This window comes from Streptomyces sp. NPDC003635, assembly GCF_053587635.1.
This window is the reverse complement of sequence record NZ_JBSFOK010000005.1, coordinates 161193-178249: the sequence shown is the minus strand read 5'-3', so window position 1 is coordinate 178249 and position 17057 is coordinate 161193. Positions and strand designations below refer to the sequence as shown.

Annotated in this window: 16 protein-coding genes and 1 pseudogene; 9 read left to right on the top strand and 8 right to left on the bottom strand. The window is 71.9% G+C overall.

Annotated features, from left to right (window positions below; all coding sequences use genetic code 11):
* Positions 1–44: 44 nt before the first annotated feature.
* Positions 45–713, top strand: coding sequence for an O-methyltransferase (locus tag ACWDRW_RS07300; protein WP_451721246.1), 669 nt, complete (start codon positions 45–47; stop codon positions 711–713).
* Positions 714–768: 55 nt separating this feature from the next.
* Here ACWDRW_RS07300 and ACWDRW_RS07295 read toward each other — a convergent pair whose 3' ends face one another.
* Positions 769–1161 carry an FHA domain-containing protein gene (locus ACWDRW_RS07295; RefSeq protein ID WP_451721244.1) on the bottom strand — a complete coding sequence of 131 codons (393 nt, stop codon included), beginning with the start codon at positions 1159–1161 and terminating at the stop codon, positions 769–771.
* Positions 1162–1272: 111 nt separating this feature from the next.
* Here ACWDRW_RS07295 and ACWDRW_RS07290 point away from each other — a divergent pair, with 111 nt between their 5' ends.
* On the top strand, positions 1273–1683 hold the full coding sequence (locus ACWDRW_RS07290) for a DnaJ family domain-containing protein (protein WP_451721242.1): 411 nt from the start codon (positions 1273–1275) through the stop codon (positions 1681–1683).
* Here ACWDRW_RS07290 and ACWDRW_RS07285 read toward each other — a convergent pair.
* The 3 genes and pseudogenes from ACWDRW_RS07285 to ACWDRW_RS07275 form a co-directional block, all read right to left on the bottom strand.
* Complete coding sequence (locus ACWDRW_RS07285; protein WP_451721240.1) at positions 1672–2139, bottom strand: hypothetical protein; 468 nt, start codon at positions 2137–2139, stop codon at positions 1672–1674. The genes ACWDRW_RS07290 and ACWDRW_RS07285 overlap by 12 nt on opposite strands.
* A gap of 1 nt (position 2140) precedes the next feature.
* Positions 2141–2797: a hypothetical protein gene (locus ACWDRW_RS07280; protein WP_451721238.1), complete on the bottom strand. Its 657-nt coding sequence runs from the start codon at positions 2795–2797 to the stop codon at positions 2141–2143.
* Positions 2798–2904: 107 nt separating this feature from the next.
* A pseudogene (locus ACWDRW_RS07275) lies at positions 2905–4940 on the bottom strand (DHA2 family efflux MFS transporter permease subunit).
* A 156-nt stretch (positions 4941–5096) separates the two neighbouring features.
* On the opposite strand from ACWDRW_RS07275, the gene ACWDRW_RS07270 reads away from it, so the two are divergent.
* Complete coding sequence (locus ACWDRW_RS07270; RefSeq protein WP_451721236.1) at positions 5097–6116, top strand: peptidoglycan-binding protein; 1020 nt, start codon at positions 5097–5099, stop codon at positions 6114–6116.
* 99 nt (positions 6117–6215) lie between these two features.
* On the opposite strand, the gene ACWDRW_RS07265 is transcribed toward ACWDRW_RS07270, so the two are convergent.
* Positions 6216–6887, bottom strand: coding sequence for an HAD family hydrolase (locus ACWDRW_RS07265; protein ID WP_451721234.1), 672 nt, complete (start codon positions 6885–6887; stop codon positions 6216–6218).
* A gap of 193 nt (positions 6888–7080) precedes the next feature.
* Positions 7081–7662, bottom strand: coding sequence for a TMEM165/GDT1 family protein (locus tag ACWDRW_RS07260; protein ID WP_451721232.1), 582 nt, complete (start codon positions 7660–7662; stop codon positions 7081–7083).
* Between the two features lie 362 nt (positions 7663–8024).
* Here ACWDRW_RS07260 and ACWDRW_RS07255 point away from each other — a divergent pair, with 362 nt between their 5' ends.
* The 4 genes from ACWDRW_RS07255 to ACWDRW_RS07240 all read left to right on the top strand — a co-directional run bounded on the left by ACWDRW_RS07255 (position 8025) and on the right by ACWDRW_RS07240 (position 12986).
* Positions 8025–8669 carry an HNH endonuclease family protein gene (locus ACWDRW_RS07255; RefSeq protein ID WP_451721230.1) on the top strand — a complete coding sequence of 215 codons (645 nt, stop codon included), beginning with the start codon at positions 8025–8027 and terminating at the stop codon, positions 8667–8669.
* Positions 8670–8743: 74 nt separating this feature from the next.
* Positions 8744–10381 carry an alkaline phosphatase D family protein gene (locus tag ACWDRW_RS07250; protein WP_451721228.1) on the top strand — a complete coding sequence of 546 codons (1638 nt, stop codon included), beginning with the start codon at positions 8744–8746 and terminating at the stop codon, positions 10379–10381.
* Between the two features lie 216 nt (positions 10382–10597).
* Complete coding sequence (locus ACWDRW_RS07245) at positions 10598–12496, top strand: FAD/NAD(P)-binding protein (RefSeq protein ID WP_451721226.1); 1899 nt, start codon at positions 10598–10600, stop codon at positions 12494–12496.
* Positions 12497–12548: 52 nt separating this feature from the next.
* Positions 12549–12986 carry a DoxX family protein gene (locus ACWDRW_RS07240; RefSeq protein ID WP_451721224.1) on the top strand — a complete coding sequence of 146 codons (438 nt, stop codon included), beginning with the start codon at positions 12549–12551 and terminating at the stop codon, positions 12984–12986.
* Positions 12987–13040: 54 nt separating this feature from the next.
* Here the strand turns inward: ACWDRW_RS07240 and ACWDRW_RS07235 are convergent, their stop codons facing one another.
* The gene (locus ACWDRW_RS07235) at positions 13041–13574 is read right to left on the bottom strand and encodes a superoxide dismutase family protein (RefSeq protein ID WP_451721222.1); all 534 of its coding nucleotides are present in this window, start codon (positions 13572–13574) and stop codon (positions 13041–13043) included.
* Positions 13575–13758: 184 nt separating this feature from the next.
* Between ACWDRW_RS07235 and ACWDRW_RS07230 the strand changes: the two genes are divergently transcribed.
* Positions 13759–14358, top strand: a complete 600-nt coding sequence (locus ACWDRW_RS07230; protein WP_451721220.1) for a DedA family protein — start codon at positions 13759–13761, stop codon at positions 14356–14358.
* Between the two features lie 190 nt (positions 14359–14548).
* Positions 14549–16705 (top strand): RNA polymerase recycling motor ATPase HelR, encoded by a 2157-nt coding sequence (gene helR / locus ACWDRW_RS07225; RefSeq protein WP_451721218.1) that lies wholly within the window; start codon positions 14549–14551, stop codon positions 16703–16705.
* Here the strand turns inward: helR and ACWDRW_RS07220 are convergent.
* Positions 16685–17029 carry a hypothetical protein gene (locus ACWDRW_RS07220; RefSeq protein ID WP_451721216.1) on the bottom strand — a complete coding sequence of 115 codons (345 nt, stop codon included), beginning with the start codon at positions 17027–17029 and terminating at the stop codon, positions 16685–16687. The two genes, helR and ACWDRW_RS07220, sit on opposite strands and share 21 nt — an antisense overlap.
* Between the last annotated feature and the right edge of the window lie 28 nt (positions 17030–17057).

The window sequence follows — 17057 nt, the reverse complement described above, 5'->3', positions numbered from 1 at the left end:
CGCTACTTAGCCGCTCTAACTAGCCATATGAAAGGCACAGGGACATGAGCGAGTCGCAGCTCTGGGACGCCGTGGACGACTACTTCACCACCCACCTCTCGCCGGACGACGAAGCGCTCCGGGCGGCCCTGCGCGACAGCGAGGCGGCCGACCTCCCGCAGGTCGCGGTGACGGCCCCGCAGGGCAAACTCCTCCACCTCCTCGCCCAGATCCAGGGCGCGCGGAACATCCTGGAGATCGGCACACTGGGCGGCTACAGCACCATCTGGCTGGCCCGCGCCCTGCCCGCCGACGGGCGTCTGATCTCCCTGGAGTACAGCCCGAAGCACGCCGAGGTCGCCTCGCGGAACATCGCCCGGGCCGGCCTGGACAAGCTCGTCGACGTCCGCGTCGGCCCCGCCCTGGAGTCCCTCCCCCACCTCGCCGACGAGAACCCGGCCCCCTTCGACCTGGTCTTCATCGACGCGGACAAGGCGAACAACGTCCACTACGTGGAGTGGGCGCTCAAGCTGACCAGCGCGGGAAGCCTGATCGTCGTGGACAACGTGGTGCGCGGCGGACGGGTCGCCGACGCGTCCAGCACGGCGGAGGACGTGCGCGGGACGCGGGGAGCGATCGAACTGATCGGCAGCCACCCGCGACTGAGCGGGACGGCGATCCAGACGGTGGGGAGCAAGGGGTACGACGGGTTCGCGCTGGCGCGGGTGCTGTGAGGCCTTCGGGGGGCGCCGGCTCCTCGGACCCCGTGATCCTCAGGCCCGGTGACCCTCAGACCTCGTGGTAGAAGCCGACGTTGACGCTGCGGGGCGCGGTGCGGTCGTGGACGACGATCTCGCCGCTGCCGCCCCTCGGGAGCGGGACGGTACCGCCGTAGACGAGGGGGTGCACCTGCTGGCCGACCGTGAGCCGCACCTCGGAGGACGGGTCCGGCTGCGACCCCCGCAGCCAGGTCACCTGCCAGGTGCCGTCGGGGCCGCACAGGAACTCCAGGTGGACGCGGGAGACGAACAGCCAGTCGTCGGGCGTCACCAGCCGGCACACGGACTTGTCCCGGCCCACACGGAGCACGGCGCCCGGCTCGCTCGGTGCGTCGGCCATGAGCATGCCGGCCGTGGCACCCTCCTCCGCCGAGGTGACGGCGGCCATGGTGAGTTCGAGCACGTGCGCTCCCCTTGAAGTGTTCCTGCACAGCGGCTGAAGAGTTCCTCCTCAGCCGCCGCATGATAAATCGCCCGGCCGGACCGTGTCCGGCGTGTCCGGCACAATGGACTCATGACCGAGCGAAAGCCACCGGGCGTCCCGTTCGAGTCCTGGGTGGACAAGCAGATCCGTGACGCGGAGCGGCGCGGGGACTTCTCCCATCTGCCGGGCGCGGGGAGGCCGTTGCCGCCCGGGACGGACACCACGTACGACGAACTGTGGTGGGTCAAGCAGAAGATGGCCCGCGAGGGCCTGTCGGTCCTCCCGCCGACGCTGGCCTTGCGCAAGGAGGCGGAGGACGCGCTGGAGGCGGCGCTGCGCGCGCCGACCGAGCGGCTGGTCCGGAAGATCATCACTGATGTCAACGTGAAAATCCGCGACATGATGTTCAAGCCGCCACCGGGACCGCCGCTCGGAATGAAGCCGTACGACGTCGAGGACGTCGTACGGCGTTGGCGGGGCGAGAGCGGGTCAGAGGTGTAGCAGACGGTCCGCGAGGGCGCGGTAGTCCCGCAGGGCGAGCCGGAGCTGCTCGGTGTCGGCGTTGGAGGCGCCCTTGGCGTCGCCTCCCTGCCAGCTGCCGCGCAGGGTCCGCCGCCGCTGGTTGAGCGCCTCGGTGACCCGTCCGGTGACCTCCTCGACCACCTGCTCGGCCTCCTCCACGGCGGCGCGGGGCTTGTCGACGAACCCCGACAGGGCGTGCTGGAGCCGCAGTTCGAGCTTGTCGGCCTCGTCGCGCGGGAGGAGGGGGGCCGACTCGCCGGCCGGGCGGCTGCCGCCGCTCACCGGGCTGACGGGAGCGCCTGCCGAGCCGGTGCCCGGCGCCGGGGTCGTCGCGCGCTGGGAGTCGACGGCGGGGTCGGCGGTGGTGCTGCCGACTGCCGTGGGCTCCCCGCCGAGCGCCTTGCCGACTCGGGGATTGGTTGCCGGGTCCGTCATGTCAACTCCCCTTCGCGTGGCGCCTGGTGAACGCCCACGGCGCGTGCCCGTGGCCGTTGGTGGACTTGGTGGACTTGGTCGACTCCGCGGGAGTCGTCGTGCGGTGGCGGCTGTGCTCGGCCGGACCGACGAGCTCCTCGAAGAGCAGCCGGGCCTCGATCATGGCCTCGCGCATCTCCTCGGTACCGGCGGATCCGTTCTGCGCGGCAGCCGTGCGGTGGACGCGGCGGTAGCCGTCGACGTGCCCGGCGTGGTGGACGGAGAGCGCGGCGAGCTGCTCCTCGTAGCGTCCGCCGTCCGGGAAGCCGCGGTCGCCGGCCAGCTCGGCGAGGAGCCGGTCGGCCTCGCCGACGGCTTCCTTGGGCGAGTCGACGAAGTGCTCCTGGGCGGCCGCCCAGCGGGCCTCGTACTCCTGACGGCGCGCGGGCTCCAGCGGGCGCTCCTTGATCGAGCCGTGCCGCTCCACCCGCTCGGCGAGCTCCCGCTCGGCCGCCTTGGTGTCACCGTCGTGCCGGGCGACGGCCCGGTCGTACTCGGGCCCGAAGCGCCGCTTGAGGTTCCCCTTCTGGGGCCCTCGGGCGCGCATGCTGACAACGGCCGCAACGACGAGAACGACCGCCACAATCACTATCAAGGCGATGATCAAGCCTGTGGACATGAATGCCTTCCGGGGTTACTCGACCCAACCGACCCTCCCTACGAGTCGGTACGGGATCCGGGTTGCCCCGGCGGGCGTCCTCAAACGGCCAGGCCCTGCCGTGCCGCTCAGCCGCCCCGCGCCGACGGGCCGCCGTGGGGCTGTTCGCGGTTCGAACCGCACAGTTCGTCGTTGAGCTCCCTGACCAGTTGCGCCAGGTCGGTCGGGCGGTCCGGACCCCACCAGTCGCCCAGGAGCTCCGCCAGGGAGTCCTCGCGGGCCTGGGCCAGACGGTCCGCCACCTCGCGGCCCTGGCCGGTCAGGACCAGGTCCAGACCCTCGCGGGTGGCCAGCCGGCGTTCCTCCACCTGGCGGGCCGCCGCGAGGATCACCGAAAGGGGAACCGTGCTGCGCTCGGCCAGCTCCCCCGGCTCCACCCAGCCGTACTTCTTGATCCGCAGCAGCAGCCAGCTCGCCCCCGGCAGCAGGTCGTAGCCCGCCCTCGCGGTGATCTTCACGTAGACCTCGCGTCGGCCCTCCCTCGTCCCCAGCACCGACAAGGCCCTGCACACCTCGTCGTACGACGACCGCTCCACCGGATTGCTCGCCAGCGTCTCCGTGATGTCCGGCGCCGTCACCGACCCGCGCAGCCTGTCCTCCTTGAGGAACCAGGCCAGCACGAAGCCGAGCAGGGCGACCGGAGCGGCGTAGAGGAAGACGTCCGTGATGGAGGTGGCGTACGCGTCCACCGCCGCCGGTCGCAGGTCCGGTGGCAGTTCGCCGATGCCCCGCGGGTCCGCCTCCAGCGCGTCCGCCGAGACCCCGGCGGGAAGTTCGGCGCCCCGGAAGGCCTCGGTCAGCTTGTCGCCGAGCCGGCTCGCGAAGACCGCGCCGAAGATGGCGACGCCGAACGACGCCCCGATGGACCGGAAAAAGGTCGCGCCGGACGTGGCGACGCCCAGGTCCTCGTAGGGCACGGCGTTCTGCACGATCAGCACCAGCACCTGCATGACCAGCCCGAGGCCGAGACCGAAGACGAAGAAGAAGGTGCTCATCACGGCCGTGGAGCTGTCCGCGTGCAGTTGGTGCAGGAGCAGCAGTCCCAGCGTCGTCACGCCGGTGCCCGCGATCGGGAACACCTTCCAGCGGCCGGTCCGGCTGACGATCTGCCCGGAGACCGTGGACGCCAGCAGCAGCCCGACCACCATCGGCAGCATGTGCACCCCGGACATCGTCGGCGTCACGCCCTGGACGACCTGGAGGAACGTCGGCAGATACGTCATCGCCCCGAACATCGCGAACCCGACGATGAAGCTGATGACGGCGGCGAGTGTGAAGGTCCGCACCCGGAACAGCTTCAGCGGCAGCACGGGTTCCGCGGCCCGTCGCTCCACCGCCACAAAGGCGAGGGCCAGGACGACCCCGAGGACGGCGAGCAGCACGATCTGCGGGGAGCCCCACTCCCAGGTGGTGCCTCCGAGGGAGGCGACGAGCACCAGGCAGGTCGCGACGGAGGCGATGAGGAAGGTGCCGAGATAGTCGATGACATGGTGCGCGCTCCGGCGCGGGATGTGCAGCGCGGCGGCGATGACGGCGAGGGCGACGACTCCGATGGGCAGATTGACGTAGAAGACCCAACGCCAGCTCAGATGCTGCGTGAACAGTCCGCCGAGGAGCGGCCCGAGCACGCTGGTGGCGCCGAAGACCGCCCCGAACAGCCCCTGGTAGCGCCCGCGTTCACGCGGCGGGACCAGGTCCCCCACGATGGCCATGGACAACACCATGAGTCCGCCGCCGCCGAGCCCCTGCAGCGCCCGGAAGGCGATGAGCTGCGGCATGTCCTGCGCCATGCCGCACAGCGCGGACCCGATGAGGAAGATCACGATCGCGATCTGGAACAGCTGCTTGCGGCCGTACTGGTCACCGAGCTTGCCCCAGAGGGGGTGGCGGCGGTGGAGGCGAGCAGATAGGCGGTGACGACCCAGGACAGATGGTCCAGGCCCCCGAGGTCGCTGACGATGGTCGGCAGCGCGGTGGACACGATCGTCTGGTCGAGCGCGGCAAGCAGCATCCCGAGCAGCAGGGCGCCGATCGGGACGAGGACATTGCCGGGCACGTTCTCCTGGACCGCGGTTCCGTGCCGCGCGTGGGTATCCCCGGCCATGCGGACCTCCCGCTCCTCCCGAGGCTCGATGCACCTTCCATCGTGGAGGCTGTGGCCGGTTATGGCTTCTCGAGGGGCCTGTTCGCGACGGTGTGAAGGAAATCTGCATAATCTCTGGAGTTCGCGAGGGGAGTCGCGAAGGGGAGGAACGTACGCGTGACACAGCCGAAGGACCACGGATGCCCGGAGTGCGGGGCGCCGAGGGGATCCGACCGCACCCCGTCCTGCGCCTGCACGGAACGCGCCTCCGAGGCCCTGCGCGACGCCCGCGAGGCCCAGGCCGCCGCGGCGGAGGACTTCGACCCACTCCGCATACGGCCGTACGTGGAGCTGGGAAGCACGGCGGCCGCGGAGCCGGAGGACACGACGGGTTCGGAGCCCGGCAGTACGACGGGCTCGGGCCCCGGGAGTACGGGGCGTTCGGGCCCCGGGAGCACGGCGGAGGCGGAGCCGGACGCGACGATGCCGCTGCACGTGCGGCTGCCGCCGCCCCCACCCCCGGCGGAGCCGAGCGCGACGGACCTGCGCATGTTCGAGCCGCCGGAGGCCGCCGCCGCACCGCCGCGCGAGGAGCGCCCGCGAGGACGCCGGGGACGGGTTCTGTTGCTGAGCTCGGCGGCGGCGGTGATCGCGGTGGTGGCGGCGGCGGGAATGGCCAGCGGCCTGTTCTCCTACGAGGCCCCGACCCGCGACACGGCGAGGCCGGAGGCGGTACGGGCGAGCGTCCCGGACGCGACGGAGAGCGAGCGGCCGACGGGGCTCCCGCAGAAGTCCCCGTCGGCCACACCGTCGTCGTCCCCGTCGACGACCCCGACGGAAACGGCGTCCCCGTCCCCGTCGGCATCGACGACCTCAGCGTCCCCCACGCCGACCCCGAGCCCGACGCAGACCCCGTCCCCGGCGAAGGCATCGGACACCCCCACCCCGGAATCCGCCCCCGACCCCGAAGGCGGCCCCGTCCTCAGCCGGGGCGACAAGGGCCCGGAGGTGGTGGAACTCCAACTCCGCCTGCGCCAGCTCTGGCTCTACAACGACGACATCAACGGCAACTTCAACCACCAACTGGAACAGGCCCTGAAGACCTACCAGTGGAGCCGGGGCGTGGGCACGGAGGCGCTGGGCGTCTACACGGCGGAGACGAGAGCGAGCCTGGAGTCGGAGACGACGGAGCCGTAGCCGTCCTGACAGCGGGCGGGGCCGTCTCATCAGTCCCTGAGCCGTAGCAGCGGGCGGGGCCGAAGAATCGGGGCGGCGGGGGCGGGAGAAGACCCGCCGTCAGCCGATGCGCAGCCGCACGCCCCCGCCACCCACCGACTCCACCCGCACCTGCTCAAGATCCCGCACCACCACGTCAGGCCCATGGAACCCGGCCCGGGGCCCCACCCCGACCACCCGCATCCCCGCGGCCCGCCCCGCCTGAATCCCCGCCCCCGAGTCCTCGAAGACCACACACTCGGCCGGGTCGACACCCAACTCCGCCGCGCCCTTCAAAAAGCCCTCGGGGTCCGGCTTGCTCGCCCCCACGCACTCCGCCGTGACCCGGACATCCGGCAACGCCAACCCCGCCGCGGCCATCCGCGCGGTCGACAGAGCCACGTCCGCGGACGTCACCAACGCGTGCGCGACCCCGCCACCCCGCAAGGCGGACAGGAAGGCCGAGGCACCCGCGATCGGCACCACGCCGTCCATGTCCGCCGTCTCCTCCGCCAGCATCCGCGCGTTCTCCGCATGGTTCTGCGCCATCGGCCGCCCCGGCAGCAGCAACGCCATCGACGCGTACCCCTGCCGCCCGTGGACGACCTTCATGACCTCGTCCCCGTCCAGCCCGTGCCGATCGGCCCACCGGCGCCAGATCCGCTCGACGACGGCGTCCGAGTTGACGAGAGTGCCGTCCATGTCGAGCAGGAGGGCACGGGCGGTGAGCACGGTGGTGGCGGTGGCCGGCATCGGCAGCTCCAAACGCGGGGCGGAAGAACAAGGTGGTCCCGCCCGCCGGTCAGGGAAAACGGGCGGGAGCCACTTTGTTCCCCCACGGTACAAAATCAATCCATGATCCCGCCACCACCCCCGGGAAACGTTCACCCACCGTTCAGCCGACCGAAGATCACCCGGCCACCCACTCGGCGGCCGACCCGCCGACTCACCCGGCGATCGCCTCCCACAGGCTCCACACCCCGAGCCCCAGCATCAACAGCGCCGCCACCTGCGTGATCAGCTTCAACGGCACCCGCTTCATCAGCGCCTTGCCGCCCACGATCCCGAGACCGGCCACCGCCCACAGCGCCAGCACCGCGCCGAGGCCGACCGACAGCGGATCGTCGTAGCGCGCGGCCAGGTTCGCCGTCATGATCTGCGTCAGATCCCCGAACTCGGCGACCAGGATCAGCATGAAACCGGCGCCGGACACCTTCCAGAACGACTGGTTCTCCGGCTTGCGGATCTCCTCGTCGCCCTCGTCCTTCTTCAGCAGCAGCATCGCCGCGCCACCCAGGAACAGCACCCCGGTCAGCGCGTGCACGAGCTGCTGCGGCAGGAGCGTCAGAACACTTCCGGCCGCCACCGCCAGCGCGACATGCAGCGCGAACGCGGCCGCGACGCCCGCGAAGACGTACGACGCCCGGTAGCGCGTCCCCAGCACTAGCCCCGCCAGCGCCGTCTTGTCCGGCAGTTCCGCGAGAAAGACGACGCCGAACACGAGCGCCGTCACACTGAAGCTGATCAAGGTTCCTCAATCGGTCGGGGCCGCCCCACCGAGAGTGCAGTACCTCTTCGAGAAGAAGACACCTCGGCACGGCAGCGCACGGTCAATGCACTGCTTTGCCGAAGGTCTCGCTGGCGGGACCCCCTGAACGAGGTCCGCCTCCGGGCGCCGGCTCAGACGAGCTGAGCAGTATGTCGACGGTCCGGCGAAGAGCTACTCCCCTTCTGCTTCGAACATCCTACGTGATTCGTTCGACCGTAAACCTTGTCATGTCATGCACGCGTCACTAACTTCTCACGCAACGCACACCTCCCCGCAACGCGGCGTGGCGAGCATTCCTTCGCTCGCAACGCCCAACGCCCCCACACCCCTAGGGAGTTCGCATGCCGAAGTTCTACGCGCGTCGACGGGTCAGCATACTCGCGGCCGTGAGCGGTCTCATAGCCTCCGTCGCCCTCTTCAACGCCCCGAGCGCCTCCGCCGCGCTCCCCACGCCGGTCAGCGCGGCCACCGCCCGCACCTACCTCGCCTCGCTCACCGTGGCCACGGAGGACCGCACCGGCTACAACCGCGACCTGTTCCCGCACTGGATCACCCAGTCCGGCACCTGCAACACCCGTGAGGTCGTCCTCAAGCGCGACGGCACGAACGTCGTCCAGGACTCCGCCTGCGCCGCGACCAGCGGCAGCTGGTACTCCCCCTACGACGGCGCCACCTGGACCGCCGCCTCCGACGTCGACATCGACCACCTCGTGCCGCTGGCCGAGGCCTGGGACTCCGGCGCCGACAGCTGGACCACCTCGCGCCGCCAGTCCTTCGCCAACGACCTGACCCGCCCGCAGCTCATCGCGGTCACGGACAACGTCAACCAGGCCAAGGGCGACCAGGACCCGGCCACCTGGATGCCGTCGCGCACCGCCTACCGCTGCACCTACGTCCGCGCCTGGGTCCAGGTGAAGTACTACTACGGCCTCTCGGTGGACACCGCCGAGAAGAGCGCGCTCACCAGCTATCTGAACGCCTGCTGAGTCCGAAGATCCCGGAACCTACCCAGCGGCCTCCGTCGTTCCGTACCGTACGGGGCGACGGAGGAGGCGATCGGGTGACCGAACTGCGGCTGGGACCGCTGCTGAGATACGCCGACGGCTCGTCCGCGACCGTCTGGGTCGAGACGAGCCGTCCGTGCACCGCCGAGGTGCGGGGCGAGGGCGGCGCGCGGGGCGAGTCCCGCACCTTCCAGGTCTCCGGGCACCACTACGCGCTCGTCGAGGTGAGCGGGCTCACGCCCGGGACCACGCAGCCGTACGAGGTCCTCCTCGACGGCGCCCTCGTATGGCCGCTGCCCGACTCCCCCTTCCCGCCCTCGGTCATCCGCACCCCGGCCCCGGACGATACCGTCCGCGTGGCCTTCGGCTCCTGCCGCTGGGCCGCGCCGCCGGACGGCGGGGAGGATCCGGTGGGGCCGGACGCGCTGGACACCCTGGCGGCCCGCATCGCCGCCGATCCGGAGGGCGAACGGCCGGACGTCCTGGTGCTGTTGGGCGATCAGGTCTACGCCGACGAGGTCTCCGAGGACACCCGCCGCTGGCTCGCCGCCCGCCGCGACCTGAGCGAGCCGCCGGGCGCCGAGGTGGCCGACTACGAGGAGTACACGCACCTCTACTACGAGTCCTGGCTCGATCCCGAGGTGCGCTGGCTGCTCTCCACCGTCCCCAGCTGCATGATCTTCGACGACCACGACGTCATCGACGACTGGAACACCTCCGCCTCCTGGCTCGCCGACATGCGGGCCACCCCGTGGTGGCGGGAACGGCTGCTGAGCGGCCTGATGTCGTACTGGGTCCATCAGCACCTGGGCAATCTCACCCCGGCCGAGCTCGCCGGCGATCCGCTCTACGCCGCCGTACGCCACACCCCGGACGGGACCGACGCGTTGCGCGACTTCGCGTGCCGGGCCGACGCCGATCCGGCCTCGGTGCGCTGGAGTTACCGGCGCGACTTCGGGCGCGTCCGGCTGCTGATGGTCGACACCCGGGCGGCCCGCGTGCTCGCCGAGGACAGCCGCGCGATGCTCGACCCGGACGAGGCCGAGTGGCTGCTCGCGCAGATCAGGGACGGACGCGGGGAGTACGACCATCTTCTCATCGGCACCTCGCTGCCCTGGCTGCTGCCGCACCTGGTCCATGACGCCGAGGCCTGGGACGCCGCCCTGTGCCGGGGCGAACGCGGCGAGCGCTGGGCCCGGTTCGGGGAGCGGCTGCGCCGGGCGGCGGACCTGGAGCACTGGGCGGCCTTCCCGGAGTCCTTCGAGGCGCTGACGGAGGCCATCCGCGAGGCGGGCAGCGGTCCGGGCGCGCCGGCGACGGTGTGCGTGCTGTCGGGGGACGTCCATCACGCGTACGTGGCCGAGCCGAGCTGGCCGGAGGGGGCGCCCGAGGCCCGGGTGCTCCAGCTGACCTGTTCCCCCGTCCACAACTCCATTCCGCGTTACATCCGGCTCGGGTTCCGGTTCGGCTGGAGTGCCCTCGCGCGAGCGCTGGGGCGGCGGATCGCGGGGCACGGCGGGGTGCCGCGGTCCCGGGTCGACTGGCGGCGCACGGGCGGGCCCTGGTTCGGCAACCAGCTGATGACGCTGGTCCTGCGCGGGCGTTCGGCCACGCTGCGGCTGGACCAGGCGCGGCCCGTGAAGGGCGGTGGGGCGCGGCTGCGGACGATCGCCGAGTCCGAACTCAGCCCGTAATAAGCCTGTTTCGGGGGGTTGTCACGGCAGTGGTAGGTGATGCCAGTGACGCATCCCACAGTCCCCGCACCCCGGCCCCGGAAGCACCCCCTCCCGACGGCATGATGAGGCGGACCGTCCGCTTCCGACGAGGTTCCGGCGCAGTACCGGCGGGACTTCGGCGCTGTGGCGGGCGGTCCGCCCGCCCATGCGCCCCACCGCCCGGGAGTCACCCCCTTGTCTGCACCTTCCGCGGACCCCGTGCCCGTCTCCGTCGCCGTGGTCGGCGCCGGTCCGCGCGGCACCAGCGTCCTGGAACGCCTCTGCGCCTCCGCCCCGGAACTCCTCGCCCCCGGTGCCCGGCTGACGGTCCATGTGATCGACCCCGCGCCACCCGGCCCGGGCCACGTCTGGCGGACCGCGCAGTCGCCCGAGCTGCTGATGAACACCGTGGCCTGCCAGGTGACCCTCTTCACCGATGACAGCGTCGACTGCTCGGGCCCGGTCCGGCCCGGCCCGAGCCTGTACGAGTGGGCGGGCGGCACACTGGGCCCGGATGAGTACCCGACCCGCGCCCACTACGGCCGTTACCTGCAATGGGTGTTCGCCCGCACGGTCCGCGAGGCACCGCCCTCGGTCCGCGTCGAGACCCACCCGGCCCGCGCGATCCGCCTCGACGACGCCCCCGACGGCAGCCAGACCCTCACCCTCGAGGACGGCCGCACCCTGACCGGCCTGTCCGCCGTCGTCCTCGCCCAGGGCCACCTCCCCACGGCCCCCGACACCGCCGAACGCCGGCTCACCGCCTACGCCGAACGCCACGGCCTGCGCCATGTCCCGCCCGCCAACCCGGCCGACGTCGACCTGTCGGGCGTGCCCGCGGGCGAGCCGGTGCTGTTGCGCGGCCTGGGCCTCAACTTCTTCGACCACATGGCCCTGTTGACCACCGGAAGGGGCGGCGGATTCCTCCGGACGGCGACGGGTCTGCGGTACGTCCCGTCCGGCAACGAGCCTCGCCTGTACGCCGGTTCGCGGCGCGGCCTGCCGTACCAGGCGCGCGGCGACAACGCCAAGGGCCCGTACGGCCGCCATCTCCCGCTGTTCCTCACCCCTGAGGTGATCGCCGGGTTCCGCAAGCGCGCCGACTCCGGGGAGGCCCCGGACTTCCTCGCGGAGATATGGCCACTGGTGGCGAAGGAGGTGGAGGCGGTCTACTACCAGGCGCTGGTGGGCGCCCCCGACCTCACCGACCGCTTTCTGGCCTGCGCTCACGGGACTCCCCAAGAGACGGCCCTGCTCGACGAGTTCCGGATACCCGAGGCCCGGCGCTGGTCCTGGGACCGGGTCTTAGAGCCGTACGCGGGGCGGGAGTTCACCGGCCCCGGGGACTGGCGCGGTTGGCTGCTGGAGTATCTGCGCGCGGACGCCGAGCAGGCCGCGCTGGGGAATGTGGCGGGCCCGCTGAAGGCGGCCCTGGACGTGCTGCGCGACCTGCGCAACGAGCTGCGGCTGATCGTGGACCACGGCGGACTGACCGGCGCGTCACGGCGGGACCACCTGGACCGCTGGTACACCCCGCTCAACGCCTTCCTCTCCATCGGCCCGCCCCGGCGCCGCGTCGAGGAGTTGGCGGCACTGATCGAGGCGGGCGTGGTGGAGGTGCTGGGACCCCGCGTCGAGGTGCGCGAGGAGGGCGGGGCCTGGGTCGCGCACTCCCCGGCCGTACCGGGTTCGACGGTCCGCGTCACCACGCTCGTCGAGGCCCGCCTCCCGGAGCCCGATCTGCGCCGCACCGCCGACGAACTCCTCGCGACGCTGCTGAGGACCGGGCGGTGCCGCCCGCACACGGTCGACGGCTACGAGACCGGGGGCCTGGACGTCACCGAGCGGCCCTACCGCCTGAAGGACCGTCAAGGTCGGCCGCACACACGGCGGTTCGCGTTCGGGGTGCCGACCGAGGGGGTTCACTGGGTGACCGCGGCCGGGGCCCGGCCCGGAGTGGACTCCGTCACACTTTCGGACGCGGACGCGGTGGCGAGGGCCGCTCTGCGTACCACCAGGGCAGAGACGGACGGGTGGGCCGAGGCGGATCCTCGGCCGAATGTTGAACTTGCAAGCGTTGTTAGGTCTCCCTAACCTAGGGGGCTCATCGGCACACCCGTCCCCCACGGCTCAAGGAGCCCCGCACATGACCGGACGCCTCAACAGCGCCCAGCCGTACGCCCTCGGCCTGTTCCGCATAGTCGTCGGACTGCTCTTCACCTGCCACGGCGCCTCCTCGCTCTTCGGCGTCCTCGGCGGCCAGAGCGTCGAGACCGGCGCCTGGCCCTACTGGTACGCCGCCGTCATCGAACTGGTCGGCGGCAGCCTGGTCCTGCTCGGCCTCGCCACCCGCGCCGCCGCGCTCATCTCCTCCGGCTCGATGGCGTACGCCTACTTCAAGGTCCACCAGCCCGAGGCGCTGTGGCCCATCCAGAACAGCGGCGAGGGCGCCGCGCTGTACTGCTGGGCGATGTTCCTGCTGGTCTTCTTCGGTTCCGGCGCCTTCGGCCTGGACCGGCTGTTCACCAGGCGCGCCGCGGCGCAGGACACGCAGAGCGGCGAGCGCACACCGGTCGCCGCCTGACCCAGGCCCGACGGCGCCCGTGCCACGGGGGGACGGGCGCCGTCGTACGTCCGCCTACGCGACCCAGCCGAAGGGCACCGTGAAGCAGCCCACCCGCCCTCCCTTGCTGCCCGGTTCGGCGTGGAGCACGACGGATCCCGCCTCGCCCTGACGGAAGCCCCAGGAGTGCCGGGCCCTGGCCTCACCGGCGCCGCGCTCGTCGGCGGTGAAGTCCAGCCAGACCTCGTTCTCGGCGTTGACGTGATGCGGGTCCGAGGAGACCGCGTGCTGGTAGTGGCCGCCGGCGGCGACCGGATCGGCGCCGCAGGGTTTGCGGTGCACATGGACGCCGTACGCGTGCCCGGGCCGCAGACCGTCGACCCGCAGCCGCACGCTCGTCGCGCCGCCGGTGGTCATCCGCTGCTCGACCTCGATCCACGAGGCGGCCGGGACCAGCTCCATGTCGTACGTCAGCGCCGTCGAGGGGGCGAAGGCGCCGGGCGGCGCGAACCGCGCGTCCGTCCGCATCGAGTAGCCACCGGGGCCGTCACCGCCGCCCGCGGCGAGCACGGCCGCGACAAGGGCGCCCGCGCATATACCTGCCACCATGATCAGTACCGTTCCTCACGTGGGTCGTGTTCCCCCTCTCCGTGCTACGGGACAGCCGCCGCTCCCGCCCCCGGGGACCGCCGGGCGAGTGAACATCACGTATTGAACACACGAGCCCCCTGTGAACCACCCGTCACTCCCCGCCGCGTAGGCTGGGCGGCCACGGGGGAAACGGGGAGTCGGGGTGCTGGAGAGTTTCGAAAGTGTTGGATCACTGACCGCCAGCCCATGGATCTACGGGGTCGTGGCCCTGTCGATCCTGCTGGACGTGTTCGTGCCGGTACTGCCGAGCGGCGTACTGGTGATCATGGCCGCCACCGCGGCGGCGGCCGGTACGGCCGCACAGGTGCCCGACATCCTGGCGCTCACGCTCTGCGCCACGACCGCGTCCGTCCTGGGCGACCTGGTGGCCTACCGCCTGGCCTGGCACGGCGGCGCCCGCCTGGACCGCGCCATCGCCCGCTCCCGGCGGCTGACGACCGCGCAGGAACGTCTCGGCGCGGCCCTCGCACGCGGCGGAGGCGCCCTGGTCGTCCTCGCCCGCTTCGCCCCGGCCGGCCGCTCGGTGGTCTCCTTCTGCGCCGGCGCCGCACACCGCCGCGCCCGCGACTTCCTGCCCTGGTCAGCGCTGGCCGGCCTGTCCTGGGCCACGTACAGCGTCGCGCTCGGCTACTTCGGCGCCCAGTGGATGGGCGCGACCTGGCTGACGACGGGGGTCTCCCTCGGGGCACTGGCGGCGGCGGGCGGCGTCGCGACGTACGTGGTGCGGCGGCGACCCGCCTGAGACCGGACACTTGAGCCGCCCGGTGCCGCCCACCGACCTGTCCGGCGCCGAAAACACGAAAGGCAAGGGTGTCGAGCCATCCCTTGCCACTCTCAACGTATAGCGCACAGGGGGCCTTGCGGCAAGGCCCCCTTCGTGGCGCAGAATCGCTCCCTCAACGCCAGATGCCGCGAAATGAGTGATTCACGAAGTGACTGCTTCTCTGTCGGTTCCCCAGAGCGTGTTCGACCTCCCCGAGCGACTTGCCGCCAAGGCCGATCCCTCACTGATCGCCGCCGACGAGCGGCACTTCGCGGCCATCGCGGAGAGCCTGGAGCACACGATCACCGAACTCTCCGAGCAGCTCGCCGCCGCCCTCCGGGCACCCGGCGGCGCCGGCCGCGCGGCGATGGACCGCGACGCGGAGGTGCACCGGCTGACCGCCCGGCTGCGCGCCCTGCGCCGCTTCGGACTCGACCTGGTCCTCGGCCGCATCGTCGGCGCGGACGACCAGGAGCCCGTGTACATCGGCCGGTTCGGCCTCACCGACCCCACCGGCCACCGACTGCTGCTCGACTGGCGCTCCCCCGCGGCCGAGCCCTTCTTCGCCGCGACCCACGCCGACCCGATGGGCCTGGCCAGCCGCCGCCGCTATCGCTGGAAGGGCGGCCGGATCGGCGACTACTGGGACGAGGTCTTCACCGCCGACGCCCGCGAGGGGCACGCCGCCCTCGACGACCAGTCGGCCTTCATCGCCAGCCTGGGCGCGGGTCGCTCGGACCGGATGCGCGATGTGCTGGCCACCATCCAGTCCGACCAGGACGCCATCGTCCGCGCCGGATCGCGCGGCGCCCTCGTGGTCGACGGCGGCCCCGGCACCGGCAAGACCGTCGTCGCCCTGCACCGCTCCGCCTACCTGCTCTACTCCGACCCCCGCCTCGGCCACCGGCGCGGCGGACTGCTCTTCGTCGGCCCCCACCAGCCGTATCTCTCCTACGTCTCCGACGTCCTGCCCAGCCTCGGCGAGGAGGGCGTGCGGACCTGCACGGTGCGCGACCTCGTCGCCGAGGGAGCCGAGGCGCCGGAGGAGAGCGACCCGGAGGTGGCCCGGCTGAAGTCGTCCGCCGACATGGTGCGGGCGATCGAGAAGGCCGTCCGCTTCTACGAGGACCCGCCCACCGAGCCGATCACCGTCAGCACCCCCTGGGCCGACGTCCGGGTCACCGCCCGCGACTGGGCCGAGGCCTGCCAGGCTCCCGGCCCGAGCACCCCGCACAACGAGGCCCGCGAGCTGATCCGGGAGGAACTGGTCACCATCCTGCTGGACCAGCTCGGCGACGAGGTCCCGGCCGAGCCGTTCCGCCGCCTGCTCCTGCGGGACCGGGAACTCACCGAGGCACTGGACCGCGCCTGGCCGCTGATCGAGGCGGCCGACCTGGTCGGTGACCTGTGGTCGGTCCCCGCCTATCTGCGGCTGTGCGCCCCCTGGCTCACCCCCGACGAGGTCGGCACCCTCCAGCGCAAGGCGGCGCCCCAGGCCTGGACGGTGTCCGACCTGCCGCTGCTGGACGCGGCACGGCAACGGCTCGGCGACCCGGCGGCGGCGCGCCGCAAGCGCCGGCAGCGGGCCGCGCTGGACGCCCAGCGCGACCGCATGGCGCAGGTCGTGGAGAACCTGATCGCGGCCGATCACGACGGTGAGGGTCTGATGACCCAGCTGCGGCGGGCCGACTTCCAGCGCAACCTGGTCGACGAGTCCGAACTGGAGACCGTGGACCCCGACTTGCTGGCCGGGCCGTTCGCGCACATCGTCGTGGACGAGGCGCAGGAACTGACCGACGCGGAGTGGCAGATGCTGCTGCTGCGCTGCCCGTCCCGGAGCTTCACGATCGTCGGCGACCGCGCCCAGGCCCGGCACGGCTTCACCGAGTCCTGGCGGGAACGGCTCGAACGGATCGGCCTCGACCGGGTCGAGGTGGCGTCCCTGAGCGTCAACTACCGCACGCCGGAAGAGGTCATGACCGAGGCGGAACCGGTCATCCGGGCAGCGCTCCCGGACGCCAACGTGCCGACGTCGGTGCGGAGTTCGGGGATCCCGGTGGCGTACGCCCGCGTCGAGGAGCGGGACGGGATCATCGAGAGCTGGCTCGCCGCGAACGACGAGGGCGTCGCCTGCGTGATCGGCGACCCCGCCTTCCAGGCCTCGGCGCGGGTCCGCTCCCTCACACCGGAGCTGTCGAAGGGCCTGGAGTTCGACCTGGTGGTCCTGGTCGAACCGGATCGGTTCGGGGAGGGCATCGAGGGGGCGGTGGACCGCTATGTGGCGATGACCAGGGCGACGCAACGGCTAGTGATTCTCACCGGTTGAGGTCTCGTGGGCGTGCTTGGCCTGCATCCGCGCGTCCACCCGGTCCGCCTCGGCGACCTCGGCCCAGAAGCGATGGGTGCTGACGAACACCGCCAGCTCGTGCTCGCGCCGGCGGAGCTTCTCCACGGCTGCCTGCTCATCGGCGGTCCAGCCGGGAGAGGCGGGGCGTTCGATCTTGCGCCAGCCGTGGTCGTCGCTGAATCCGTCCAGCGGCTCCACCGACCAGGGGAGCCGCTTGAGCAGGGCCGACAGCTCGGCCCGGACCTGATGCAGCTCCTCCTGACCGGCGAGGAGGTCACTCGGAAAGTCATAGGTCGTAGCCACGGCGGCAATGGTACGCCTGTTCGATTTT

Coding starts and splice junctions, on each gene's coding strand:
- ACWDRW_RS07300 (WP_451721246.1), top strand. CDS start 45: ATGAGCGAGTCGCAGCTCTGGGACGCCGTGGACGACTACTTCACCACC.
- ACWDRW_RS07290 (WP_451721242.1), top strand. CDS start 1,273: ATGACCGAGCGAAAGCCACCGGGCGTCCCGTTCGAGTCCTGGGTGGAC.
- ACWDRW_RS07285 (WP_451721240.1), bottom strand. CDS start 2,139: ATGACGGACCCGGCAACCAATCCCCGAGTCGGCAAGGCGCTCGGCGGG.
- ACWDRW_RS07280 (WP_451721238.1), bottom strand. CDS start 2,797: ATGTCCACAGGCTTGATCATCGCCTTGATAGTGATTGTGGCGGTCGTT.
- ACWDRW_RS07265 (WP_451721234.1), bottom strand. CDS start 6,887: ATGCCGGCCACCGCCACCACCGTGCTCACCGCCCGTGCCCTCCTGCTC.
- ACWDRW_RS07255 (WP_451721230.1), top strand. CDS start 8,025: ATGCCGAAGTTCTACGCGCGTCGACGGGTCAGCATACTCGCGGCCGTG.
- ACWDRW_RS07240 (WP_451721224.1), top strand. CDS start 12,549: ATGACCGGACGCCTCAACAGCGCCCAGCCGTACGCCCTCGGCCTGTTC.
- ACWDRW_RS07235 (WP_451721222.1), bottom strand. CDS start 13,574: ATGGTGGCAGGTATATGCGCGGGCGCCCTTGTCGCGGCCGTGCTCGCC.